A 24116-nucleotide genomic window follows, 5' to 3' on the forward strand; every position below is an offset into this window, starting at 1 on the left:
AACGATGCAAATCTCTCCATTTCGCTCATCAAAGAGGTCAGGATCGGATCTTCTTTGGATTTTTCACATTTATTTAGCAATAAATACCTAGAAAATGGCGATGTAGTTTGCTATAGTGGAGATGTTTGAAAAATATAAATTAGAGGTGGACAATGAAAAAATTAGTTAGAGTTAGTATGGTTTATATGATAGTTGGATTGTTAGCGGGTATTTTTTATCGTGAATTTACAAAATGGAATGACTTTACTGGCGAAACACAACTTAGTGTTCTACACACACATATTTTGATTTTAGGTATGTTCTTTTTCCTGATTGTTTTACTTTTGGAAAAAAACTTCCAATTGAGTAACGAGAAAAACTACAAAAAATTCTATATGATTTATAATATGGGGCTCGGTATCACTTTATTGATGATGATCGTTCGAGGTAGTTTACAAGTATTGGATTATCCAGAATCTGCAGCAATAGCTGGAATAGCTGGATTAGGACATATTATAATCACAGTCGGATTAGCTTATTTCTTCCAAGTTTTATTTCAAGCAGTCAAAGAGTAAGTTGATACGATATACAACTCTTTAAAAAATTTATGTTCTCACTGTATGGTCATTCGTTTAACCGTGTAGAACATATTAAAAAGTACGCCCCTAAAGGTAGAACAAAAAAATCTACCTTTAGGGGCGTACTCTATTTTTTTTGCTTTGGAAACAATAAGGTTTTAAAAGATCCATCCAATGTTGTAACTAACAATTGACTAATGGACACTTGATGCTACACACATACTATTCTAAATTTAATTGTTTCTTCAATGCCAATGTAACTTTTTCTTTTTCTGTTTCAGGAATAATTTGATAAGAAATACCTTCCTCACCCGTATAACCATCACCAGTAAAGTCTTCGCCTTGCATTTGATAGCTTTCAATGTTCTCTAGTGCCTTTTGATAATTTTTCATCAACAGCATCATTTGATCTAATGTCATATCTGTCTGGCCATTTTCACCAATAACATCTAACAACTCTTGATAACGAAATACACTTTTCATCGACAGTAATTCTTTAGTCAACTGAATCGTCACTTCTCGCTGTCTTTTTTGTCTACCGTAATCCCCTAGCGGATCTTCATAACGCATCCTTGCGTACTGTAAGGTTTCCCAACCACCTAGATGCTGTTCCCCTTTAGGATAATGGATTCCTTCGGCGTCAAAGGCAAAATCATTATTAACAGTGACGCCTCCGACAGCATCACTTAATGCAGCTAATCCATCCATATTGATCACAAAATAATGATTGATTGGGATGTCTAAATAATGCTCGATCGTATCAATCATCATTTCCTCACCACCAAAAGAATGCGCATGATTGATTTTATCGTATGCCCCTTCTTTTCCAATAATTTCTACGTAGGCATCTCTAGGTATGCTTGTAATCGTTGTTTTCTTTAATTGATCATTAACTGTCACGACCATGATCGTATTTGCTCGAAAATCTGTTTGACGCTTTGAGTCATTTGCAATGCCTAGAAGTAAAAAACTTACGGGTTCACTATTGTTCAGTTCTACTGGCTTGGTGTTTCGATTCAGTGGTTGATATATTTTATCTGCTGTTTTTTGCACATTCTTAAACACAGTCGCGCCATATGCAGATGCACCTGCAACAGCCAATAACACAAGTGTTAAAGCGCCTAAAATCGTTTTTTGCACAAAACGTTTTTTATCATCTGACGTTGAAAATGTCCTGTTAAGGAACATTCTTTGAAGGCAAACGTACGAAAGATTTACCCATGAAAAACTTAAAAGAAATCCACCAATAACATCACTCGGATAATGGACTCTCAAATAAATTCGACTTATTCCAATCAAAACAACATAGAGGATCAACATCGTTTTTAAAAGTTTGTCTTTTCTTTTTTGTGTCACTAACAAAATTGAGCATACCAAGCACATAGCTAAAAGTGAATGACCACTTGGAAAACTGTATGACGAACGCTCAGCTAACTGCGACACATCAGGTCTTGCCCTTGCAACAATATGCTTTAAGATAAACCCCAAAGCACTAACAACCAAAACGTTACTACTCAGCCAAAATGCCAATAATGGTTGTTTTTTCCGCCAAAGTAAAAATGAACTAATTAAGCTTACACTAAAAATTGGTACAATGGTTGCCGTCTTAGCAAACAGATTCACACTGCTCGTAATCATCTCGTTTGGTTTCCAATTAAATTGATAAATCGCTGAATCAATCTGATGAAACCACGAGACATTCTGAACAACTAAAAAGGTCAGCACCACAAATAATATGGTACTTAAAATTGCGGGGGTAAACTTTTTTTCTTTATACGTATTCATGTTTAAAATCCCTTCATTTCATAAATTAAATAACATCGCTCACACATTGTCAGTATTCCTAAAAAAACACAAGTAGGCCCAATGACATTGCACGATCAGTCAATACATTCATTATTCGCCAAAAGAAAAAAGCCAAACATTTTTTTCCTAAGACGTTTGACTTTCAATCAATCTCATCGTCTGAGTTTTAGCACTATACAACGTAAAGAAACATTCTTAGCTATTTTATGAAAAGCCTTAATTCGACCATTCCTGTTTTACACATTGGCGTCTTTCGACGTTTCTGCGCAATAGCCTATGTTTGTATAGGAGCCTCACCTAACAAGGTTATTTATCTATTTATTTTTTTAAGAATACCGTTGACAAAGTTTTTTTTCAAGTTATTTTAAGGGACTTTATTTTTTCTTAATCAATATTAAGGAAGTTTTTTTTAGAAAAAGAAAAGACTGAGACATCACTCTATGAGTCATATCTCAGTCTCAAAGAATCCGAAAAACCGGTAGGAGCAGAAACAACTCCCTCTTCTTTCAACTATTGTTTATTGATCTAGCTCTTCAAATTGAGAATTATAAAGCGATGCATAGTAGCCACCAGCAGCAAGCAACTCTTCATGTGTTCCTTGTTCTTTGATATCTCCGTCTTGCATATAAAGGATTTTATCTGCATCTTTAATTGTTGACAAACGGTGAGCGATAACGAACGATGTGCGGCCAGCCATCAAGTTATTCATGGCGCCTTGAATCAAGCCTTCTGTCCTTGTATCAACAGAAGATGTTGCTTCGTCAAGAATCAAAATCGGTTTGTCCGCTAAAATAGCGCGAGCAATGGTTAATAATTGTTTTTGACCTTGAGAAATATTAGAAGATTCTTCATTTAATTCCATATTGTAACCACCTGGTAAGGTTTGGATAAAATGATGAACATGGGCAGCTTTTGCCGCTTCATAAACTTCTTCATCTGTTGCATCTAACCGACCATAACGTAGATTTTCCATGATAGTTCCTTTAAATAGCCATGTATCTTGTAAAACCATTCCGATATTTTTGCGTAAATCTGCACGGTTAAAGTCTTTGATATTGTATCCATCGATTTTGATCGCACCAGATGTTACATCGTAAAATCGCATCAATAGTTTGACCATTGTTGTTTTACCTGCACCAGTCGGCCCAACGATTGCCACTGTTTGACCAGGATCAACGTGTGAACTGAAATCATTGATGATGATTTTGTCTGGAGTGTAGCCAAAACGAACATGTTCAAAGTCGACCATTCCTTTGGCTTTGTCAAGTTTAACTGGGTTTGGTACTGTTTGTGCTTCTTCATCTTCTTCTAAGAATTCAAAGACACGTTCAGCTGATGCTGCCATTGATTGAAGTAAGTTTGAAACTTGCGCCAATTGAGCAATAGGTTGTGTCAAGTTACGCACGTATTGGATAAAGGCTTGGATATCTCCAACTGTGATTGTACCGTTATAGGCTAAAATCCCACCAAAAATCGCTACAGCAACATAGCCTAGGTTTCCTACAAAATTCATAATAGGTTGCATTAAACCAGAAAGAAATTGTGACTTCCAAGCTGATTTGAATAAAACGTCATTTTGCGTTTTGAATTCTTCAAGAGAGTTTTCTTCATCATTGAATAGACGTACGATGTTGTATCCACCGATTGTTTCTTCGACTTTACCATTGATAACCCCAAGATATTCTTGTTGTGTTTTGAAGTATTTTTGCGAATTTTTCACAACAATTAAAATCAAGATCATTGAAATCGGTACGATCAAAATAGCAATACCGGTCATTTGAACGGAAATCGATAGCATCATGACAATAACCCCAATGATGGTAAAGACTGATGTGATTAACTGAGTGATGGATTGGTTTAATGACTGTCCTAAAGTATCTACGTCATTGGTGATCCGAGATAATACTTCACCCGTTGTACGACTTTCAAAATAATTCATTGGCATGCGATTGATTTTTTCTGAAATTTCTTTACGCATCCGATACGTTATCTTTTGCGAAATCGTTGACATGATCCAGCCTTGAACAATCCCGAAAACAGATGCCACTAAGTAAAGTCCTAACATAAAGAGTAAGATTCCACCAATTTTATTGAAATCAATACCACCGGTTCCTTGATATTTTTTAATCAAGCCATTAAATAATTCTGTGATTGCTTGTGATAAGATTTTGGGACCCCAAATGTTAAATACAGTTGAAGCAATTGCAAAGATCATTACAAAGAAAACGGGTATTTTATAAGCACCAATATAGGAGATTAATTTTTTTAGTGTTCCTTTAAAATCTTTGGCTTTTTCCACTGGAGCGCCTTGTCCAGGTCCGCGTCCGCCACGAGGGCGATTTTGTGTTTGTTCTGCCATTATTATTCGCTCCTCCCTACTCTGCTTCTTCTATGCCTAATTCAGCATTGCTCAATTGTGATTGGGCAATTTCTTGATAGACAGTGGATGATTTCATTAGTTCATCGTGTGTTCCATGACCTACAACACGACCTTCGTTCAATACGATAATATTATCTGCATGAAGAATCGTAGAAATTTTTTGTGCAACAATGATTTGAGTTGCCCCTTTTATATTTTCAGATAGCGCTTTTCGTAACGCTACATCCGTTTTATTATCTAGTGCTGAGAATGAATCATCGAAAATCAAGATTTTAGGATTTTTCGCTAAGGCACGTGCAATGGATAGACGTTGTTTTTGTCCACCAGAAACATTATTTCCGCCTTGAGAAATTTCTCGGCTATAGCCTTTTTCATTTGAATCGATAAATTCTTCTGCTTGAGCTATTTCAGCAGCTTTTCTCATTTGTTCATCTGAGATATTTGCATCGCCAAACTTGATATTTGATGCAATATCACCTGAGAACAAGATTCCTTTTTGCGGCACAAATCCAATAATTTCATGTAATTTGTGTAAGCTCAATTCACGAATGTCTATTCCATCAATCGTGATTCGACCACCTGTTACATCAAACAAACGCGGAATCAGATTCACAATTGTTGATTTACCTGAACCAGTTGAACCGATAATTGCCGTTGTTTGCCCTGGTTTGGCTGTAAAGTTAATGTGGTGCAACACATCTTCATCGGCATCTCCGTAACGGAATTCTACACCTTCGAATTTCACTTCGCCTTTAAAGTCATGATCATCTTTAGGATGTTCTGGATCTTTGATTGTTGGTTCTGTTTCAAGTACTTCTTCCACACGACCAGCAGCTACGTTGGCACGAGGTAGAATAATTGAAACCATTGACAACATCATAAAGGCCATAACGATTTGCATCGTATACGTGATGAACGCCATCATATCCCCAACTTGAAGTTGACCGTTATTCATGTTATGTCCGCCGACCCATACGATCAGCACAGAAATACCATTCATCAAAAGCATCATTACAGGCATCATGATCGACATTGCGCGGTTTACAAATAATTGTGTCTTCATTAAATTCGTATTCGCAACATCAAAACGTTTTTCTTCAAATTTCTCACGAGAAAAAGCTCGGATAACAGGCAGTCCTGTAATGATTTCACGTGATACTAAGTTCACTCTGTCGACTAAATTTTGTAACGCTTTAAACTTAGGCATGGTTGTTAATAATAGGCTTAAGACTAACACTAGAACAGCCGCAACAGCGACACCTACGATCCATCCCATACCTGTTCCTGTTTGGTAGACATTATAGATACCGCCTATCCCTAAGATCGGTGCGTATAAAACAATTCGCATGATCATCACGATTCCCATTTGCATTTGTTGGATATCATTCGTATTCCGTGTAATCAATGAAGCTGGAGAGAATTTCTCCATTTCAGTGTTCGAAAATTGCAATGTTCGTTCATATTGACCAACACGCAAATTTCGCCCAACAGATGCGGCCACGAGTGAGGCAATCAACCCAACAATAATCGCAGCAACCGCTGAAACCAAGGTTAGAAGAACCATTTTCGTTCCTGTTTTGACCATGTAATCTGTTTGGATCTGTTTCGTATTCATGTCTAATGCTTTATATTCACTAAGGGTCAATTGGATCCCCACAGTTTTCATTGAGTCTTCGCCTAGGTCACCTAAGCTCTTCTTCGTTTCGTTACGAGCTGACTCGACTTTGGCTGGCATCGCATCCGTTGTCGTTTTGATTGAATCAGCTAAGGCTTTTGCTTCAGCACCTTTTGCTTGTGCTTTGGCTGCTAATTCTTGTGCTTCAGCACCTTTTTCAGTTGCAGTCGCAACATCTGTAGCAGCAGCTGCCTCGGCACCCGCTGATTTAGCTTGTTCGCCTAAAGCGGTCGCTTCTTCACCAAGTTGTTTTGCTTTAGCAGCATCTTCTCCAACTTTTTTATAGTCTTCAATGATTGCTTTTGCCTCACTTGCATTTGATGAGTCTTTTGATTGAGATGACGCTAACATCATCATTGGTAAATTAAAGATGTCTGCTAATTTAGCTTCAGTCATGCCATCTTGAAGGTTTAATTTATAGACTTCAACCTCTTTGCCATCGATTTTCTCAGTTGTTAGCTTATAGTTATCTTCTATTATTTTTTTCTCGTCATCCGTCATGAACATTTCAATTCCTTGAAGGGATGTTTTCCTGATTTTTTCAGGTGTGGAATATTCAAGCCCTCCTTGTTGAATACCGACATCGACGATACCCGATGTTAATTTTGGTAAGCTTAAATCACTATTTGCCTGTACAACTAAAAGCACAAGAACTGCGATGACCGCATACCAGTATTTGCCGAGATGTTTGAAAATCTTCACTATTGGTCACCTTCCTCTTTCTGGGAAATTTGTTGGGAGTAGTCTACGAATTTCGCCGTTAGCTCGATGAACTGATTCGTATCTTGTTCTCCCATTAGTTTAAAAATCTGAACGATCTTATCACGCATCTCTTTCTTTTGTAACTTGGCTGCTTTTTTACCGCACTCCGTTAATGTAACATTGATACGACGGCGATCATCAGGATCCATCTTACGTTCGATTTGACCTTTTTTTTCTAAACTGCCAAGAACGACCGCGATACGAGCGCTTGATAGGTTCAGTGATTCAGCTAGATGTTTTGGACTAGTTGGTTCACCGTAACGTGCCAAAAATTTGATCACGATACTTTCACCTTGGTTACTTTTTTCTAGTCTGCTAAATGCACTATGTCGATTTTGAACCATTAAACGCATAAGCTCTTGTTCGGCTTCTTCTGCGAATGACATATGACTCCTCCTTTTTTCAAAATAATTACTTCCTCCATTAATAGCTAACAGTGTTAGTAACTAATGCTGTTTGATATTAACGCAAATAGGTTTTAATGTCAATAGTATTGGTTTAAAAATATAAATGAATACGGTTTTATTTCAAAATATTAAGAAATTGTTCTCAATTTCATATGATTTATTTGGGTGAAATGATAAAAAAGGTGGGATATGACTCTACGAGTCACACCCCACCTCTAAGGAATCCAGATAAACGGAGAGAATAGAAGCAACGACTACGCTTTGCTTCCGTCTCCATCTCTTTTTAATTACCCCTATTGATCAAAAAGCAATTATCGTTGACATTTCCCTTCTTTACTAGACTAAATACTAGTCTTATTCCGCATTCAACGCAGCCATCGTAATATAGTTATAAGGTTGATTAAAATGTGGTAAAAAGAATAAATCAAGTAACTTTAATTCATCAATAGTCATTTGCTTTTGTATAGCAAGTGAGAATAGATGGATCGCCATTGAAATATCTGCTCTTGATGACATTTGCGCACCGATAATTCGTCGTGATCCTTTTTCATACACAATACGAATCGAAACTGAGTCGTTTGAGGTCATAAATGCTGGTTTTTGCAAATCTGTATAGTCAGTGAATAAAACGTCTAGTTGATGTTTTTTTGCTGCTTCTAAGGATAGACCTGTGGAAACCATATTTAAACCAAAAATAGAAATACCATTTGACCCTTGAACACCAATTGATGCAAGACTTGTGCCACCAACATTGTGACCTGCGACGATTCCAGAACGTACGGCGTTCGTTGCCAACGCAATATAGGTCGTTTTTCTTAACGCATTGGAGTATAGAGTAGCACAATCTCCTACTGCATAAACTGAAGGATCACTAGTTTGCTGATTTTCATCAACAAGATAGGCACCATTTTCAAATAATTCCAACTGTTCCTTGCCTAACTCATTATTAGGTAAAAAACCAATAGCATTGATAACGAGATCAACCGGATACTCCCCTTTATTCGTTACGATGGCTTCTACTTGTTTTGAGCCTTTATAGGCAGTAGCGATTTCACCAAAATGTAGTTCAATACCGTTCCCAGATAAATTACGATCCATTTCATCTGTAAACTCTGGGTCATAATAGTTCGACAACGAGCGTGGTGCACCATCAAAAAGCAATACCTGCTTCCCACGGCGCTTGATGGCTTCAGCGATTTCAACCCCAATATAGCCAGCGCCGATAACGGCGACTTTTCTGACCGAAGTCAATCCCACTAAGTCATCGACTGCTTGTCCATCTTGAAACTTTTTTAAAAAATGAATATTTTGTAAGGTATTGCCTGGTATTTTTGGGGCTATCGGAACAGAACCTGTCGCTAATATCAACTTATCATATTCCTTGCAAAAGGTTGTTCCATCACTGGCTTTACAAAAGACCTTTTTAGCGTAAAAATCAATTTTTTCAACTGCTGTTTCTAAATAAATGGTCGCACCTTTCGCTTCAAATTCTTCCTTAGTCGCATAAAATAGCTGATCCGATGAGTCAATTTGTCTACCTACCCAAAGTGCCGTTCCACACCCTAAATAACTAAGATTCGAATTTTTATCAATCATTGTCACATCTTGGTCTGGATAATGATCTAGTAAAGCGTTAGCTGCCGCGATCCCGGCATGGTTTGAACCAATAATAATCGTTTTTTTCATTTGTTACCTCCATTTTTTTGAATAAAAAAGCGAAACACATAAGCTTTAGCAGTGCTTCGCCTTTTCAGATTTTAGTTATTATGCTTGTGTAATCGGTAAAATAGTTTCAACTTCTGAATGCGGACGTGGAATCACGTGAACAGATAATAATTCACCTACACGTTGCGCTGCTGCTGCGCCTGCATCTGTAGCTGCTTTTACAGCGCCAACATCTCCGCGTACCATAACAGTCACGATGCCACCTCCAACTAATTCTTTTCCTACAAGCGATACGTTAGCCGCCTTAACCATTGCGTCTGCTGCCTCAATTGAACCGATTAACCCTTTCGTTTCGACCATTCCTAGTGCATCTGATTTCATTATAATTTCCTCCTAAGATTCTATCTATTATTTTTTTTGATCACAATTTCAGTATTGGGCGTTAACCCCAGTGCATTTGCTTCTTCTGTATCAATGTGGCATTCTAAGCCGGAATTTTCGACCGCTCGAATGATAACATTCGCTAAACTGCCACCTCGTTCACCTGGTAATTCAATCGTTACAGACTCACCGTCATGCACACCGAATTGAATTGCCTCATTTGGCAACATGTGAATATGACGTTTTGCGACAATCACACCTTCAATAATTTCGGCAGATCCTTTAGGACCAATTAATGTGATGCTCCCCGCCCCAGTTAAATCGCCAGATAAACGTAAAGGAGCTTTTACTCCTAATTTAAAGGAATCACTTTGTAAAATTTCTACTTGAGTTTGTTTCCTCACAGGACCTAGAATGCGTACTTTTTCTATTGCACCTTTTGGTCCGCAGATCATCACTGTTTCTTTACACGCAAATTGTCCCGGTTGAGACAGATCCTTCAATTTTGTTATCTGATAATCGTAACCAAATAATTTTTCCACATCTTTTTGAGATAAGTGGATATGGCGATTGGAGATACCTACTGGAATCCTTCGAGGTTCCGACGTTGCTGCTGTTTGAGTTTGGTTTGTTTCAGCCAATTTCTCTAGCAATGTTCCCAGTAACTCTTCATAATTATCCAACTTCATCATTCCTTTTCCAGTTAATTCATACTCGCTAAGACTTGACGAACAACATTTGCTAATTTTTCTACATCCGTATCATTGATTGTCTTGTCCTCTGTCGGCAATGATGTCGTTGCAGTGGCTTCTGTTTTTCCGTAAGTAAAGGTTGGATCATCTTGCACTATTGTAGTGACCTCTTTTAATCCGTATGCAACTTTTTTGATGTTTAACAGATGTTTTGGGCCAACGTTTTCTGAAACTGAACTACCACCAAAAGTCCCGCAACCTAAGGTAAACGAAATCGGTAATCCTGTACTGATACCTGTTCCACCTTGGCTGCCTCCAGTGTTCACTAAAATTCGTGAGGCAGGTTTAGCGGCAAATTTTAGTACGATAGACCGATCATTGGTATGGAGACTCATTGTATGACCAATCCCATTTTGCAACAATTGAATACTTAAGTCACACGCTTCTTCCCAGTTATTGACAACATAAAACGCTAAAACCGTTGTAAGTTTCTCAAATGATAAAGGATAGCCTTGACCAACTCCACCTTGCGCGCCAATCAGGACTTTCGTTTCTGCTGGAACGCTAATTCCTGCAGCTTCAGCGATAACGGTTGCTGCTCTTCCCACAAATTTTGCATTCATTGCATACCCATTTTTGAAGAGTAATTTGCAGACTTTATCCGTTTCTGCTTCTGACATAAAGTAGCCGCCTTGTGTTTTTAACTCTTTAATGACAGAGTCTTTATTGACTTCTTCGCAGATAATCGATTGCTCGGATGCACAAATGGTCCCATTATCGAAAGTTTTAGACGCTATAATTTTTGCTACTGCACTTTTTACATCTGCTGTTCGTTCGATATAGGCTGGTGAATTACCAGCACCTACACCTAAGGCTGGTTTTCCTGAACTATAAGCGGCTTTCACCATTCCAGGACCACCTGTTGCGATGATCAAGCTAACTTCTTTAGCATGTAGTAATTCGTTAGTGCCAGCCATTGTTGGAATAGACAAGCAACTAATGATTCCATCTGGCGCTCCTGCTGCTACCGCAGCACGATTTAATAAGTCGGCCGCTTTTTTGGTACATCCAACCGCTGTCGGATGTGGTGAAAAAACAATCGCATTTCTTGATTTTAATGCAATCATCGCTTTAAAAATAACTGTTGAAGTGGGATTCGTTGAAGGAATGATTCCCAAAACTAAGCCAACCGGTTCAGCCACATCAAAGGTACCTTTTTCAGGATTTTCTGATATGATCCCGATGGTTTTCTCATTTTTGATTTCATCATAGAGTAACTGGGATGCCGCATGATTTTTGTAAGTTTTGTCTATCACCTTACCAAAGCCTGTTTCTTCGACCGCTCGTTCAGCTAAACCAAGGGCATATTTACTCGCGGCTGTCTTCATATTTTGTAAAATTTGGTCAATTTGGTCTTCTGAAAAAGTAGCGATTTTATCTGCGGCTTCTTTCCCTTTACGTGTCAAATCACGGGCTTCTTGAACAGAACGTAAATCTTTATCGAACATTTCCATTTGTATTCCTCTATTCGTTAATTATTAAACTATCCATTAGCGCTTTGATCAGTTTTTCTTTGTTTGCACGATGGATATTTTTTTGTGGGATGCTAAAATTAGGCTGCTCTTTTGCTAATTTTCTAAGTTCAGTTACTTTCATTTGCTGCAATTCATTCAGTACTTTTTCTTTTGGCTCTTGTTCAACCATTTTCTTTACTTCTACTATTTCTATTCGCTCTTCTTCCGGTTCAGGTGCCTTTATCTCTTCTATTTTAGTGACTTCTTCCACGAAAGAGAATGCATCGATGTCTGGACGTGGAATGACATGAGAAGCAGCTAAAAGTCCTTCTCCTAAATACTGAACACTTGCAATTGCCGCTTGTATAGCTGTTTCGACTGCTGCGACATCGCCTGTGATCAGCACTGTATTTAGCCCCCCACCAACCTGTTTTTTACCTAATCAATAAACTTCGGAAGATTTCAACATGGCATCTGTGGCTTCGATCAAAGCCAATAATCCTCTAGTTTCAATCATGCCGATTGCTTGATTCATTTTCTACACCCCACTTTTTAATTTTCCAGATAAAATCGTTACTTTTTCTGTCGTAGACCACTGAATAGCCGAGTGTTGTGGAACATAAATAACATCCCCTTTATTTACAGCCAAAACGGCCCCTTCGATCGTCACATGAAGGTCACCTTCTACCACATAGTTTACTGACTCAAACGTGTCTTCTTCGTTAAAATGACCCGTCTCAATTTCTAAAAGTCCAAGGTTAAAATGACCTGCCCCTGCTGTTACAATTTCTCTATACCTGACATTTTCAACGTCATCATTTAGAGGTGAAAGTTTGATTGTAGAGCCCCGAATAATTTTTAATCCACTCGAGTGTTCTTGATAGTCAAATGGACGATCCTGGAACTCACTCATGCCAGCTTCAATCAGCAGTTTTTTTAATAAGGACACGAACTGATCTTTCGTAATATCTTGAGTATCAGACATTGAATGATCATTTTCTGGTTTAGTTTCTTTAAACGTCATGTGGTATTCTTCTGCTAAATCTTTGGCAGAAGGGGTGATAATCGTTTGTTTATCAGTCAAAACAAGTTGAGTTCCTTCACTATGAAGTATTTCTATATCTTTTGCACAAATCAGTTTCTTCATTTTGTCACACTTTCTTTAGACAGATTCACAACTTTCATCGATGATCCCAATTACTGCAGCATCTACAGGAATAGCATCATCTTCTAGCATACGTCTGGCTGCTGATCCTGTCGCGATGATCACTCGATCGCCTATACCTGCACCTATCACATCACAGACAATCATGCGTTCCCCCTCTCTAGAACCTCCAGAAACTTCTGCAAGCATCAGCTTGAGACCATTTAACTTTTCTGATTTTCGGGTCGCCCAAATCGTATCCATCAGTTTTGCGGTTACCATAGGCGATCATTTTCTTTTTTCTTGATTTCTTCCATGGCTGCGATAACGGAAGCGGTATCCCCAAAAATAGCCAATAAAATCATATTTTGTGGGCAACTGCCTCGAATGTCCTCTACTGTGACTCCAACGGCTTTTTCAGCAATATCTGCGGCACAAACCATCTCAATTAATTTACCTTGAACTAATCCTACAGCATCCGGAATACCTAAATTATCTTTTGATCCTCGTCGACGATTTAAAATGGCCAATGTCCCTTCGCCAGGTGTCTTGATAATACGACAATCCATTTTGATTCCTCCTCGTATAAAAGCGTAGCGGGCTCGTCCAGTCTCGATAGAAAAAGAGGAAAAAGAGATTGAGACGCTTTTTGTCTCACTCTATTTTTATCTTTTTTCCAAGAGACTAGCCCGCGAAGCTAGATATGGTAACAACGTTCCGCTTTGCTTCACCTTGTACTTTTTAACATCAGTTTACTTCGTTCGCTGTGTTTCAAACAAATCGCTTAAACCTTTAGAAAATCAGGAAACTGCCATTGAAACGTTCTTTGTTTCACTGACGATTTGTCTATTTTCATAAGGAGTGATTTGTATAGCTAGCTATGTTAAAACTTGATTGGTACAGCTTACGGCAATTCCTAAGGGCGTCACAAACATTGGATTCGAAGGTTTGTACGTTGGAATTCCTGTCACTTTTTCAATGATTGTTTCAATATTTTTGAGACAAGCAGTGCCACCGACTAAATAGATTCCTTCAACATGGTATCCTTGTGTTTGCTGGATGATAATAGAAGAAATTTTCTCAATGACTGGTTTTAAACTAGGTAACAGCTCATCGTGATTCTTTTCATTTCGCTTGTATGTTTCAGCCGCTTCGAATGGAAACTTATAAGCCCCAGCAATCACTAAAGATAAATGTGTACCGCCTGTCGCCTCATCCGCTACTTTGACCACTTGTCCATTTTCTACAATTGAAATTCCGGTTGTTCCACCACCGATGTCTACAACTGCGCCATCTGTTATGTTCAATAATTGATTTGCAGCTGTTGGTTCATCCAACAAGTTTGTCAATTCAAACCCTGCGCTTTGTATCACATTTTTGATTGCTCCACCATCTAATTCATCTGTACCAGGGGGCAATGAGGCTGCGGCATAAACTAATTCTGTCTCTAATTTTCGTTCTACTTCTTCTTTAAGCTCTCTAACCAGTTCAACTGCCCCAATGTAATCCACGACCATACCATCACGCACAACATCCGCATATCGATAAGCACCTGCTACCGGTTTATAGTTTTCATCTAAAACAGCTAACACCACACAGGCTGTCCCTAAATCAATGCCAGTATAATAGGTTTTCGAATCATGTCTTTTGGGCTTTTTTATGACTTTTTCAAACTCCGTAACAAATTGATTACACGCTTTCATTGATTGTCTTTTCATCTGTTTCTCCTACTAATTGTTTCTTTAGTTCAATGATTGTTTGACTCGCTTTTATAAGTAACTGACTATATTGGGGATAGTCAACTTGAATCAGATGGATAATACCATAAACTTTCTTTAATTTGATCAATAACAATCCTTGCTCACTAAAAATATGGACCGTTTCCAATCGAAAATCTTCTATTTCTTTTAAAATAGGTTCGCTATCAGAACTGTCTTTCCCTAAAGAAAGCATCAGTATTTTTTCTAAGTCGATGATTTTTTGACTGACACTCAATTGCTGTTTCATCGCTATTAAAGCCGCTTCTAAGAGTTCAGAGGATAGTACTTCTTTATAGCCATTTAATGACGTTAATGATTGTTTGGCTGCCTCCGTATTCTCTTTCCATTCAGCTTCTGAGACAATTCGAATTTTTTTATCCAAAAGAAATTGCTTTGCTCCAGGTGTTAATCGTACTTGATCCTTTAAACAAAATTGCGTAAATGCCTCTTTTTGATATGTTGTTCTGAGTTCATGTTCCGTCACAAAGTGCATTAGTAACCACCTCTTAACAACCTCTTATATAATTGTTCTAACTCTTGGAGACTTGGTTTTCTTGGATTGGTGATCGTACATTTATCGTCCATTGCTTTTACTGCCATTTCCGGGATTGCCGCTAAAAATTCCTCTGAATCAATGCCATGATCCGTTATCAATGGTGATATTTCTAATTGTTTCAATTGTCGATTCACACCGTTGATCATGGCATGAACGGTAGCTTTAGCAGTTCCGGCTTGAAATCCTAAGCTTTTCGCAATTCTTTGATAAGTAACTAAACTAGGAATTTCCTTTTCTAATTCTAAACCAGCGTTGTATCGAATGACGTGAGGCAGTAACAGAGCATTTGCTCGACCATGTGGGATATGAAACTGGCCGCCTAGCGCATGTGCTAAACTATGACAAATTCCCAGTGATGCTTCACTAAACGCAATACCAGCCAAACAAGATGCATTGTGAACTTGTTCTCGAAGAGCTAGGTTTTCTCCATCATTGACGACAGGAACTAAGTCCTTCCAAATCATTTGTAAGGCTTTTTCACTAGCCGCATCTGTAAAATCAGTCGCATCTGTTGACGCTAATGCTTCCATACAGTGAGTAAATACATCAAAGCCTGTGTCTGTCGTAACATCCTTAGGCACACTAACCGTCAATACTGGATCTAGGATTGCTAGATCGGGCACCATTTGCTCATCAACTAGCGCGTATTTACTATGATTTTGTGGATCAGAAATGACTGCAAAAGACGTTACTTCACTACCGGTACCACTTGTAGTCGGGATACAAATAAGTTGTACTGAGGCATCCTTTTCAGCAGTTCGATACATATGACGAATCACTTTCGCCGCATCCATCGCTGAACCACCACCTAACGCAATGATCCCGTCAGGACTTAGATTAATAGCTGCTAATAAGCCTTTGGTCACAACGTCAATTGTTGGATCAGGTATAATTTCTGAAAAAATGGTACAGCCAATATTCTTATCTTTTAACAACTGTTCTATTTTGGGGGCTAAACCATTTTCTAACATGAATGGATCACAAATAATCAAAACACTTTTGAGGGATAGTGTTTGAATCGTTGACAATGCATCAATCCCTGTAATGATTTTTGTACCCATTTTAAACTGTTTTAACATTTTCAGTCCTCCTTTCCGCTAATTTCTTCGACAAACGTCTCTATTTCTTCTTGATTTAAATGGAGGAAAAACTGCTGATTCGTACACCCGATTTCTTCCAATATTTTTTCAGCAGTTCCTCGTTCCTCCAATTTGTTTTCGTTCGTTTCATAGAGTGCAACACCTATGACAGGCACTCTTAGCACATAAGCAAAGTTAGGTGGATACGTCTTTTTTATACTTGGAATTGGAACTAAAAAGAGCGCTTTGCTTGCTTTTTGCTGTAGCGAAATAATATGTTTGTGCATCCACGGGCTTTCCAGATAAGCACTTGGAACAATAATCGTTTCATCCGTAAAAGAGATATTTGCGACTTTGCGAATCGGCTGATTAGGTTGTTCAATGGCTTCAGCAATCAGAATATTATGTTTTTGATTAGGTCCAATAATGAGAATTCGTTTTTTCATGTTTTACTCACTGAAACAATGTCATAATTCAATTTTTCTTTCAAAATTGTGACAACGGCTTTTAAAGCGACTTCCACACTTTGAACATCTCCACTAAGCAAAACAGATCCCGTAAATCGATCCAAAAATCCAACCTCAACGCCAGCGCTTTTCCCAGCAACATCAGCGGCAATAATTGCTGCTTCCACTGGTGAAATCGTTAAAATGCCAATCGCCCCTTGCGCATCAATCCCTAATGATTCATAGATTTCTGGAATTGGTGATGCAATAACATGTGCTAGTGTTACTTGTTTTCCAGGCACTGACTCTTCAATCACTCGTTTAGGCGCATTCTCTTCCATACTACGACATCCTTTCTAATGACGGACAACTCGAACAGGAAATGCATACTCTTTGATCCAGCCTTCAATACGATCTAAGTCAGTCTCTGAAAGAGAAGGATCACCCTCTACTGGATAGTCCATCCCCAATTGTCCATATTTATTCACACCCAATTTATGATAGGGTAATAAATCAATCCCTAAAAAATTGGGATACTCTTTGTATGGAAGTAAAAAATCAATGATTTGTTTAATTTCCTCATAGCTATCGTTAATCATTTTTAGCATTGGCATCCGAATCTGAACTTGGTAGCCAGCTTTTAACACTTCTTGTAGGTTTTCTAAAATTTTTTCATTGCTGATCCCCGTTAACTCATTGTGTCGAACAGGGTCCATATGTTTCAAATCAAATAAAAACAAATTGATATATTCAGCCATTTGCATTAAGCGATCCATTCGGGAATGACCGCATGTCTCAACAGCGGTATTGATACCATCAGCGCGACATGCCTTTAGTAAGGCTAAAGCCGCTTCTGGTTGTGCTGTACATTCGCCACCACTGAGTGTTACACCGCCGCCTGATTGTTCATAAAATGCATCGTCTTCATGAATGACTTCCATCAATTCAGAAATGGTTTTGATTTCACCCGTAATATTTAGAGCAGCCATTGGACAAACATCCGCGCACGCGCGACAGCCATTACAGGCAATATCGCGACGTACTTGATGATGATCATTCTCGTCCATATAATGAATCCCCATCGGACAAACCTCTACACACGCACGACAATCACTACAAACGCTCTCTTTATACATTACTTGAAATTTGCGTTCAAGCCCTTCTGGATTGGCACACCATTGGCAACGCAATGGACAGCCTTTGAAGAACACAATCGTACGAATACCTGGTCCATCATATAAACTATATTTTTGTACATTAAAAATCATCGCTTGTCGTTCAATTGTCGTTGCGTTTTGGGTCATCATTTTTCATCTCCTGCTCTTAAAACTTCGTTAACATTGTTCGGCTGATGATTTCATCTTGAACATCCTGACATAATTCAACAAAGAAGGCACTATATCCTGCTACTCTAACGATTAAATCACGGTATTGTTCAGGGTGTCTTTGCGCTTCTAACAATGTTTCATTGTCTAAATAGTTAAACTGCATTTCACCATTGCCTAAAATGCTGGCTGTTTTTAACAGCGTAATCAAACTTTCTTCGCCTTCTGGTGTATCCAATAATCCGTTCATAATCTTGAAATTATGCACCATTCCCATGTTCATCGTATCGTTTGCCATTTTGGAAATAGATTTCACGATAGCAGTTGGGCCTTTAAAATCAGCTCCTTGCGATGGGCTAATACCATCTGACAATGGAATCCATGCTTTTCGTCCATTTGCCGAAGCACCTGTCATTTGACCAAGTGGCGTATTATTTGAAATCGATAATGTCCCGTGACATAGCTCTGAATATAACGTTTTATATTGACGGTGTTCTGCTTCGGTAAAGTGGATCAACTCTGCCGCAATTAAATCGGCATAATCATCGTCGTTCCCATATTTTGGTGCATTTAAACAATCCGTACGAATTTGCTCATAGCCAACAAAGTCAGCTTTTAATGCGCGATTTAATTCTTCTAATGTGTATTTTTTTTCATCGAAAACGAGTTTTTTGATTGCTGCCATTGAGTCTGCATACGTAGCTAAACCTGACCAAACAACTCCTGGTCCAAAGTTATACATTGCTCCGCCACTTGAAACGTCTTTACCACTTTCCATACAGCCCTCATACATCAATGACATTAATGGTTTCGGTGCTAAATCACGATGGACTCGTTGTGTAATGACCGTTGCAACTGATGACCATTTCGTAATATATTTGATTTGTTCTTTAACGGCTTCTTCAAATTGCTCATATGTTTTAAATTGAGCAATATCACCCAGGTCTGGACAAACTTCTTTGCCATACCATAGAGGAACGCCGCGATTCAAGACTAGTTCGATACAAATCGGCCATTGCGTGTAAGCAGTTGAAGTCCATTGGTACAAACGACCTGCTTTTTGAGGTTCAACACATCCCATTAAGCAATAATCACGTGCATCTTCGATCGATACCCCTTTTGCCAACATCATTTTGATATGAGTATCGTCAAAGTGACAAGCTGGGAAACCAATCCCGGCACGTACCACCTCTACAATTTTTTTCAAGTACTCTCTTGGTGAGCGGTTATGGATCCGACAAGCTAATGATGGCTGATAAACTTTTACATGACGAACTGCATCCATTAATAGATACGTTAATTCATTGGTTGCGTCATGCCCTTCACGTGTCACACCACCAACACACATATTTACGAACGGTTGGTAACCAGCAAAGAATTTAGAACCTCCTTCACTTGTGATCCACATCATTTCAGACATTTTAATCAGCATGCAACCTGCTAATTCGAACGCTTCAAATTCATTCATTTTTCCTTTTTCTAAATCATTTTTGAAAAATGGATACATGTATTGATCCACCCGTCCAATTGACATACCCGTTTGGTTTTCTTCCACTACTAGTAAAGATTCAATCGTCCAGACCGCTTGAATCGCTTCCCAGAATGTTTCAGGTTTATGTGCTGGTACTTTTGCATTGATTTCAGAAATTTTTTGCAATTCTGCTTTTCGTTTTGGATTCGTTTCTTTTTGAGCCAATTGAGCAGCGTATTCAGACATCCGACGTGCGTAAATCATGACCCCTTCTGTCGTATCAATCAATGATTTATAAAAATAGATCTTTTGAATGTCATCGGGATTTTCGTAGTTTAGTGTTTCTAAATGTTCTTTGGCTTCTTTTTGAATATCCAACATGCCTTTTTTCATTAAAATGACATCATATCCAGGATTGGAGTCACCACCGCCATTTAACTGGTGATAAGAACAGTCGGAAACAAAAGACTCTCCTGATAATTCCCAAACACCTGCTTCACGGAATTGGTCCTCACAATATTCATCAATTGATTTCCCTTTCCAAAACGGAAACAGTTCTTCACGCATAATTTTTTTGTCTTCATCTGAAATAAAGAACGGATCTTGCGGACGACTTGAAATTGTTTCAATTTCTTCTTCCATCCAACGCCAAGCAATATCAGGTGAAAAGGCACCGGCACGTGGTGCGCCGTTTGGTGCGCCTACGATCAACTCATTATCTTGGATAACAAGTGGTGCTGTTTCACAGCAACGTTTAAATGATTTTGCTCTTAAAACATTTTTGGGCATTCCTGGATTTTCTTTTGCGAGTTCAGTGATCACTCTCGCACGATGTGTTGTGATTGTAGGAATTTGTGTTAGGTAATTTTTCTTTAAAGCATCTAAACGAGTTGTGATCCCATTTGGAATAGTAGAATCATTATCTGCTGCAAACCCGCCGCTGGTTGAGCTAGTACTTGTTGTATCATCTGCGACCGTTGCAAACATCTTCATTAAGGCAGTACGTTCTTCTGAACTTAACTCTTTTGTCGCTTCGGCTAATTTTGCCGAAAATTCTTTAATATCCATTTTTATTCCCTCACTTTACAACAATTTATTTTTCCATTATTTTTTTTAAGATTTTTTCTAACGCTTCTGTCTCTAAGTTTACGTCTGGTTCATTTGTTCTATCTTCAATAATTCCATCAAGTGGGTAGCTGATTTCTCGAATATATGTTAAATCTTTAGCCGTAATATTTTTTGCACTGATCCCTTTACCCGTTGTAAAACCACCCAGAATAACTGATACAGGTAAAGTTGATTCCAATCCCATACTTGCCCTAGTCGCCGCCGCATTCACTATCATACGACCAACAGGTTTCTTTAAGGCAAATTCTTTCAGCACTGACTTATTATGAGAATGGATCGCTAACGTATGCCCATTATTTTTTTCCTTCAATAACCGAATCGATTTTTCGCAAGCATGCATCCAATCCGGTTCTAAATAAAAGGCTAAAACTGGACACTTCATTTCATTAGCAAAAGGGTCTTCGTCGTGTATATACTGTTGCTCCGAAACCAATAGTTTTGTTGTGGGTGCTACATTTATTTTTGCTTCTTTGGCTAGCCAAAGGGCATCTTTGCCAATACACAAAGGATTTATTTGATTATTTTTTGGCTGTAACAATGCTAGCAAATGCGCTTCTTCTTCTTTTAATAAAAAATGTGCACCATACTGCTGTAACAATTCTTTCACTTCAGATGCGATGACACCTTCGGCAATTAAATACTGTTCTGCTGCAGGTAATAATCCACAATCATAGGAACGACTCTCTATGATTGCTTTGACAGCTTGTGTTAGGTTTGCTGAACGTTCGATAAAAACAGGTATAGCACCCGATCCGCCATAAATGACCGGCTGTTGGTAATTGGCTGCGTTGATATAGTTTTGATTACCAATAGCTAAAATCATTGAACTATGCGGACTCGTTAATAATTCCTTTACTCCATTTTCTGTAATAGAACTGAGGCATGCCAAACATCCTTTTGGTAACCCATTTTGTTCACAAATCTCTCTGACCTTTTGAAAAACGAGCTGTGTTGTTTTTTGAGACTTCGCATGTGGCATAAGTATCATTGCATTCCCTGATTTTATTCCAATCGTTAAACTGTAGAGCGTATTTAAGGTCGCGCTTTCGGCTGGTAATAGAACTGGGATCACCCCTAATGGGACCCCGACTTGTAGAATATTCCCCGCTGAATCTTCTACACTATTTCCAACACAAACCTGCTGATCCAACTCTTTAGATAACGCTCTCATAAATTCAACGATCAATCGTTCTTTATCGTTGTAATTCCCCATACCGGTTTCTTCTATTTCGCTTGCCAAAAATCGACTAATGTCAGGTTCAATCTCTTTAAGAAGTTGATTGACGATTTTATCAAGATTTTTTTGCTCATATTCTTTTATTAGCTGTTGTGCATCACGAGCTGTTTCAGCTAAAATTCGTGCTTCTTGGATGGATAGCAAATCTTCATCTACGTAGTGCATCTATCCTGCATCTCCCTCCTCAATCGGTAAAAGATTACTTAATTGATAACGATCGATCATTTTATTTAAATCCCCATGAGGGCTTGCAATCACAACTGAGCTGTAGACTTTCGCCCCTAATTTCTCGACAGCTGTAATCCCCGCTTCAACAGCGGACTGACATGCCGAAACATCTCCTTGCACAATGACAGAAATGTATCCTGAGGCAACATTTTCATACCCAACCAACTCAACATTTGCAGCCTTGCACATTGCGTCACAAGCTTCTAGCACAAACACTAAGCCAAATGTTTCAATTGCACCAATTGCTTCATACGTCTTCACTTCTCTTCCTCCTTATACTAGCTATCTATATCATGAACTGAAACAATATCACCGACATATGAAATTGGTCGAGGCATCACATTGTATGCTGTTAAATTGCCAATCTCCTCCGCCGCCTTAGCTCCTGCTGCAACAGAGGCTTCAACAGCCGCTATATCTCCTTTGATCATGATTGTAACTAAAGTAGAGCCAATATTTTCATAAGAAATCAGTTCGACATTGGCAGCTTTTAACATCTCATCAGCAGCTTTTAATGCTGGAACAAGTCCAATCGTTTCAACTAATCCTAACGCCTCTTCGCCACGATATCTCAATGCATTCCCTCCTTATACTGAACGATATTTTTTATCGACATATTTATCAACGGTTGTCATACCATCGTTTGTAATTTTGTAATAAATAACCAATTTGTCATTGTTATCTAAATCATAGCTCGTTAATTCGACTAACCCATTGGCCTCCAAAGCCATCATATGTTCTAAATACAATTTCTCATTAAACTGTTTTTCATGCCCATATTGTGCTTTTAGTTTCTCCATGATTTGGGTAACATCTACCTCTTTTTGATCATACATTTGATTTAAAACAGCCGTTCTACTAGGCAAAAGCATCCTACTCTTCCCCCTTTTTAAATAAGTCCAATGGATTCATCGTTACTAAGATCGCACCGATCACAATAATAACTGAACCTATCACCATTGTTGGTGTTAATGTCTGTCCTAAGAAAATAACACTAAACAGCACACCCCAAAATGCATACGTAACATTCAAAGACATGCCAATCGCTGTACCAACCATCGCATTGGCTTTGTACCATGTTAAAAACGAAACCGCAGCACTTAATCCAGACAAAACTAACCACAAGACAGGTGTTACGGCTGCTAGAGTGCCAAATAGTAAATTAAATGCACCAACAGCTGGAACAACAATGATCAAAACAACGAGCCCTGAGATCAATTGACGTAAATTGACAGCAACATCCGTATCGATCATCGCTCCTCCAAAACTTGAAAAGACACCTTCTAACCCCCAAGCAATCGCTGCAATAAGTGCACAGATAATTCCTAATGTAAAATTGGGTGCTCCTTCTGGTTTCACTAAATTAATAGTGATAGCCCCAGCTACGACGACGACCATTCCTAATACGATTCGTGCCGTTGGTTTTTGCTTAAGAAAAATCCAAGAAAATAAAGCGCCAAACAAACTACATGTCGCTGAAATAGGAATCGCATACGCTCCAGCCATTGCTAATCCAACAAGATAGGCACCATTAGCAATTGGTCCTCCCAAAAGAAAACCAATCACTAACAATTTACCCGGCTTAGTCTGAAGTGTTCTCGTTAGTTCTTTCAATCTGCCGTGTTTTGCGTTATAAAATAAAAGAAATATCCCTGCAAAAAAATCATTTAAACCAGAACAGACAAACGGTGCCGCTAGAAATCCTGCTGCACTAATAAGTGGGTCATAACCACTCGCTACAACAACAAGTGTTGAATAGATGCCATACGTAATCCCTGAAATAATCCCATTACTGATTCCTTTCACTCGAAATCCCTTTTTAGCGTCCTCCATCTTAACATCTGCACTTACACAAGAAATATTTTTTCCACTTTCCATGTCTATTTCCCCTTAATCATTATTT

At 38.5% G+C, this 24116-nt stretch carries 24 protein-coding genes, 1 pseudogene and 1 riboswitch; of the genes and pseudogenes, 1 reads left to right on the plus strand and 24 read right to left on the minus strand.

Translation table 11 applies throughout. The annotated features are described in order from the left end of the window. Nucleotides 1–152: 152 nt before the first annotated feature. Complete coding sequence (locus tag BCR22_RS08875; protein ID WP_069654575.1) at nt 153–554, plus strand: DUF2871 domain-containing protein; 402 nt, start codon at nt 153–155, stop codon at nt 552–554. A 225-nt stretch (nt 555–779) separates the two neighbouring features. Here BCR22_RS08875 and BCR22_RS08880 read toward each other — a convergent pair whose 3' ends face one another. From BCR22_RS08880 to BCR22_RS08995, 24 genes and pseudogenes are all read right to left on the minus strand, one after another. Continuing rightward, a complete protein-coding gene (locus BCR22_RS08880) occupies nt 780–2342 on the minus strand; it encodes a phosphatase PAP2/LCP family protein (protein ID WP_069654576.1) in 1563 nt (520 codons plus the stop codon). A 165-nt stretch (nt 2343–2507) separates the two neighbouring features. Further along, nucleotides 2508–2675, minus strand: a riboswitch (M-box (ykoK) riboswitch). A gap of 205 nt (nt 2676–2880) precedes the next feature. Beyond that, nucleotides 2881–4722 (minus strand): ABC transporter ATP-binding protein, encoded by a 1842-nt coding sequence (locus tag BCR22_RS08885; RefSeq protein WP_069654577.1) that lies wholly within the window; start codon nt 4720–4722, stop codon nt 2881–2883. Between the two features lie 16 nt (nt 4723–4738). Continuing rightward, on the minus strand, nt 4739–7120 hold the full coding sequence (locus BCR22_RS08890) for an ABC transporter ATP-binding protein (protein WP_069654578.1): 2382 nt from the start codon (nt 7118–7120) through the stop codon (nt 4739–4741). Further along, nucleotides 7120–7566, minus strand: coding sequence for a MarR family winged helix-turn-helix transcriptional regulator (locus tag BCR22_RS08895; protein ID WP_069654579.1), 447 nt, complete (start codon nt 7564–7566; stop codon nt 7120–7122). Before BCR22_RS08895 ends, BCR22_RS08890 begins: the two co-directional genes overlap by 1 nt. Before the next feature lie 375 nt (nt 7567–7941). Further along, a complete protein-coding gene (nox, locus tag BCR22_RS08900; RefSeq protein WP_069654580.1) occupies nt 7942–9273 on the minus strand; it encodes a H2O-forming NADH oxidase in 1332 nt (443 codons plus the stop codon). Nucleotides 9274–9351: 78 nt separating this feature from the next. Then, a complete protein-coding gene (eutM, locus tag BCR22_RS08905; protein WP_069654581.1) occupies nt 9352–9633 on the minus strand; it encodes an ethanolamine utilization microcompartment protein EutM in 282 nt (93 codons plus the stop codon). Nucleotides 9634–9653: 20 nt separating this feature from the next. After that, nucleotides 9654–10325 carry a phosphate propanoyltransferase gene (locus tag BCR22_RS08910; RefSeq protein WP_141706556.1) on the minus strand — a complete coding sequence of 224 codons (672 nt, stop codon included), beginning with the start codon at nt 10323–10325 and terminating at the stop codon, nt 9654–9656. Nucleotides 10326–10336: 11 nt separating this feature from the next. Continuing rightward, the gene (locus BCR22_RS08915) at nt 10337–11839 is read right to left on the minus strand and encodes an acetaldehyde dehydrogenase (acetylating) (RefSeq protein ID WP_069654582.1); all 1503 of its coding nucleotides are present in this window, start codon (nt 11837–11839) and stop codon (nt 10337–10339) included. 10 nt (nt 11840–11849) lie between these two features. Beyond that, nucleotides 11850–12374: pseudogene (locus BCR22_RS15950) on the minus strand (BMC domain-containing protein). 3 nt (nt 12375–12377) lie between these two features. Then, nucleotides 12378–12986: a cupin domain-containing protein gene (locus tag BCR22_RS08925; RefSeq protein WP_069654583.1), complete on the minus strand. Its 609-nt coding sequence runs from the start codon at nt 12984–12986 to the stop codon at nt 12378–12380. A gap of 15 nt (nt 12987–13001) precedes the next feature. Then, nucleotides 13002–13265, minus strand: a complete 264-nt coding sequence (locus BCR22_RS08930; protein ID WP_069654584.1) for a EutN/CcmL family microcompartment protein — start codon at nt 13263–13265, stop codon at nt 13002–13004. Then, nucleotides 13259–13552 carry a BMC domain-containing protein gene (locus BCR22_RS08935; RefSeq protein ID WP_010765381.1) on the minus strand — a complete coding sequence of 98 codons (294 nt, stop codon included), beginning with the start codon at nt 13550–13552 and terminating at the stop codon, nt 13259–13261. Before BCR22_RS08935 ends, BCR22_RS08930 begins: the two co-directional genes overlap by 7 nt. A 309-nt stretch (nt 13553–13861) precedes the next feature. Then, a complete protein-coding gene (gene eutJ, locus BCR22_RS08940) occupies nt 13862–14701 on the minus strand; it encodes an ethanolamine utilization protein EutJ (protein WP_069654585.1) in 840 nt (279 codons plus the stop codon). Then, on the minus strand, nt 14673–15236 hold the full coding sequence (locus tag BCR22_RS08945) for a hypothetical protein (protein ID WP_069654586.1): 564 nt from the start codon (nt 15234–15236) through the stop codon (nt 14673–14675). Before BCR22_RS08945 ends, eutJ begins: the two co-directional genes overlap by 29 nt. Continuing rightward, nucleotides 15236–16378 (minus strand): 1-propanol dehydrogenase PduQ, encoded by a 1143-nt coding sequence (locus BCR22_RS08950; protein ID WP_069654587.1) that lies wholly within the window; start codon nt 16376–16378, stop codon nt 15236–15238. Before BCR22_RS08950 ends, BCR22_RS08945 begins: the two co-directional genes overlap by 1 nt. Before the next feature lie 2 nt (nt 16379–16380). Next, nucleotides 16381–16824, minus strand: coding sequence for a EutP/PduV family microcompartment system protein (locus BCR22_RS08955; protein ID WP_069654588.1), 444 nt, complete (start codon nt 16822–16824; stop codon nt 16381–16383). After that, the gene (locus BCR22_RS08960; protein ID WP_069654589.1) at nt 16821–17165 is read right to left on the minus strand and encodes a BMC domain-containing protein; all 345 of its coding nucleotides are present in this window, start codon (nt 17163–17165) and stop codon (nt 16821–16823) included. Before BCR22_RS08960 ends, BCR22_RS08955 begins: the two co-directional genes overlap by 4 nt. A gap of 15 nt (nt 17166–17180) precedes the next feature. After that, nucleotides 17181–18131, minus strand: a complete 951-nt coding sequence (gene cutD, locus BCR22_RS08965) for a choline TMA-lyase-activating enzyme (protein WP_069654590.1) — start codon at nt 18129–18131, stop codon at nt 17181–17183. Nucleotides 18132–18147: 16 nt separating this feature from the next. Beyond that, on the minus strand, nt 18148–20688 hold the full coding sequence (gene cutC / locus BCR22_RS08970; RefSeq protein WP_069654591.1) for a choline trimethylamine-lyase: 2541 nt from the start codon (nt 20686–20688) through the stop codon (nt 18148–18150). A 25-nt stretch (nt 20689–20713) separates the two neighbouring features. Continuing rightward, nucleotides 20714–22150, minus strand: coding sequence for an aldehyde dehydrogenase family protein (locus BCR22_RS08975; protein ID WP_069654592.1), 1437 nt, complete (start codon nt 22148–22150; stop codon nt 20714–20716). Further along, nucleotides 22151–22474, minus strand: coding sequence for a BMC domain-containing protein (locus BCR22_RS08980; protein WP_069654593.1), 324 nt, complete (start codon nt 22472–22474; stop codon nt 22151–22153). Between the two features lie 17 nt (nt 22475–22491). Continuing rightward, nucleotides 22492–22788, minus strand: a complete 297-nt coding sequence (locus BCR22_RS08985; protein ID WP_069654594.1) for a BMC domain-containing protein — start codon at nt 22786–22788, stop codon at nt 22492–22494. A gap of 12 nt (nt 22789–22800) precedes the next feature. Further along, entirely contained in the window at nt 22801–23085 is a 285-nt protein-coding gene (locus BCR22_RS08990; protein ID WP_069654595.1) for a hypothetical protein, read from the minus strand. 1 nt (nt 23086) lies between these two features. Continuing rightward, nucleotides 23087–24091 carry a DMT family transporter gene (locus BCR22_RS08995; RefSeq protein ID WP_069654596.1) on the minus strand — a complete coding sequence of 335 codons (1005 nt, stop codon included), beginning with the start codon at nt 24089–24091 and terminating at the stop codon, nt 23087–23089. Nucleotides 24092–24116 lie beyond the last annotated feature (25 nt).

It is taken from the genome of Enterococcus plantarum (genome assembly GCF_001730295.1).
Lineage (GTDB): Bacteria > Bacillota > Bacilli > Lactobacillales > Enterococcaceae > Enterococcus_L > Enterococcus_L plantarum.

What these genes read in the sequence shown, in the direction of transcription:
- BCR22_RS08875 (WP_069654575.1), top strand. Translation starts at nt 153, where the DNA reads ATGAAAAAATTAGTTAGAGTTAGTATGGTTTATATGATAGTTGGATTG.
- BCR22_RS08880 (WP_069654576.1), bottom strand. Translation starts at nt 2,342, where the DNA reads ATGAATACGTATAAAGAAAAAAAGTTTACCCCCGCAATTTTAAGTACC.
- BCR22_RS08885 (WP_069654577.1), bottom strand. Translation starts at nt 4,722, where the DNA reads ATGGCAGAACAAACACAAAATCGCCCTCGTGGCGGACGCGGACCTGGA.
- BCR22_RS08895 (WP_069654579.1), bottom strand. Translation starts at nt 7,566, where the DNA reads ATGTCATTCGCAGAAGAAGCCGAACAAGAGCTTATGCGTTTAATGGTT.
- nox (WP_069654580.1), bottom strand. Translation starts at nt 9,273, where the DNA reads ATGAAAAAAACGATTATTATTGGTTCAAACCATGCCGGGATCGCGGCA.
- eutM (WP_069654581.1), bottom strand. Translation starts at nt 9,633, where the DNA reads ATGAAATCAGATGCACTAGGAATGGTCGAAACGAAAGGGTTAATCGGT.
- BCR22_RS08910 (WP_141706556.1), bottom strand. Translation starts at nt 10,325, where the DNA reads ATGATGAAGTTGGATAATTATGAAGAGTTACTGGGAACATTGCTAGAG.
- BCR22_RS08915 (WP_069654582.1), bottom strand. Translation starts at nt 11,839, where the DNA reads ATGGAAATGTTCGATAAAGATTTACGTTCTGTTCAAGAAGCCCGTGAT.
- BCR22_RS08925 (WP_069654583.1), bottom strand. Translation starts at nt 12,986, where the DNA reads ATGAAGAAACTGATTTGTGCAAAAGATATAGAAATACTTCATAGTGAA.
- BCR22_RS08930 (WP_069654584.1), bottom strand. Translation starts at nt 13,265, where the DNA reads ATGGTAACCGCAAAACTGATGGATACGATTTGGGCGACCCGAAAATCA.
- BCR22_RS08935 (WP_010765381.1), bottom strand. Translation starts at nt 13,552, where the DNA reads ATGGATTGTCGTATTATCAAGACACCTGGCGAAGGGACATTGGCCATT.
- eutJ (WP_069654585.1), bottom strand. Translation starts at nt 14,701, where the DNA reads ATGAAAAGACAATCAATGAAAGCGTGTAATCAATTTGTTACGGAGTTT.
- BCR22_RS08945 (WP_069654586.1), bottom strand. Translation starts at nt 15,236, where the DNA reads ATGCACTTTGTGACGGAACATGAACTCAGAACAACATATCAAAAAGAG.
- BCR22_RS08950 (WP_069654587.1), bottom strand. Translation starts at nt 16,378, where the DNA reads ATGTTAAAACAGTTTAAAATGGGTACAAAAATCATTACAGGGATTGAT.
- BCR22_RS08955 (WP_069654588.1), bottom strand. Translation starts at nt 16,824, where the DNA reads ATGAAAAAACGAATTCTCATTATTGGACCTAATCAAAAACATAATATT.
- BCR22_RS08960 (WP_069654589.1), bottom strand. Translation starts at nt 17,165, where the DNA reads ATGGAAGAGAATGCGCCTAAACGAGTGATTGAAGAGTCAGTGCCTGGA.
- cutD (WP_069654590.1), bottom strand. Translation starts at nt 18,131, where the DNA reads ATGATGACCCAAAACGCAACGACAATTGAACGACAAGCGATGATTTTT.
- cutC (WP_069654591.1), bottom strand. Translation starts at nt 20,688, where the DNA reads ATGGATATTAAAGAATTTTCGGCAAAATTAGCCGAAGCGACAAAAGAG.
- BCR22_RS08975 (WP_069654592.1), bottom strand. Translation starts at nt 22,150, where the DNA reads ATGCACTACGTAGATGAAGATTTGCTATCCATCCAAGAAGCACGAATT.
- BCR22_RS08990 (WP_069654595.1), bottom strand. Translation starts at nt 23,085, where the DNA reads ATGCTTTTGCCTAGTAGAACGGCTGTTTTAAATCAAATGTATGATCAA.
- BCR22_RS08995 (WP_069654596.1), bottom strand. Translation starts at nt 24,091, where the DNA reads ATGGAAAGTGGAAAAAATATTTCTTGTGTAAGTGCAGATGTTAAGATG.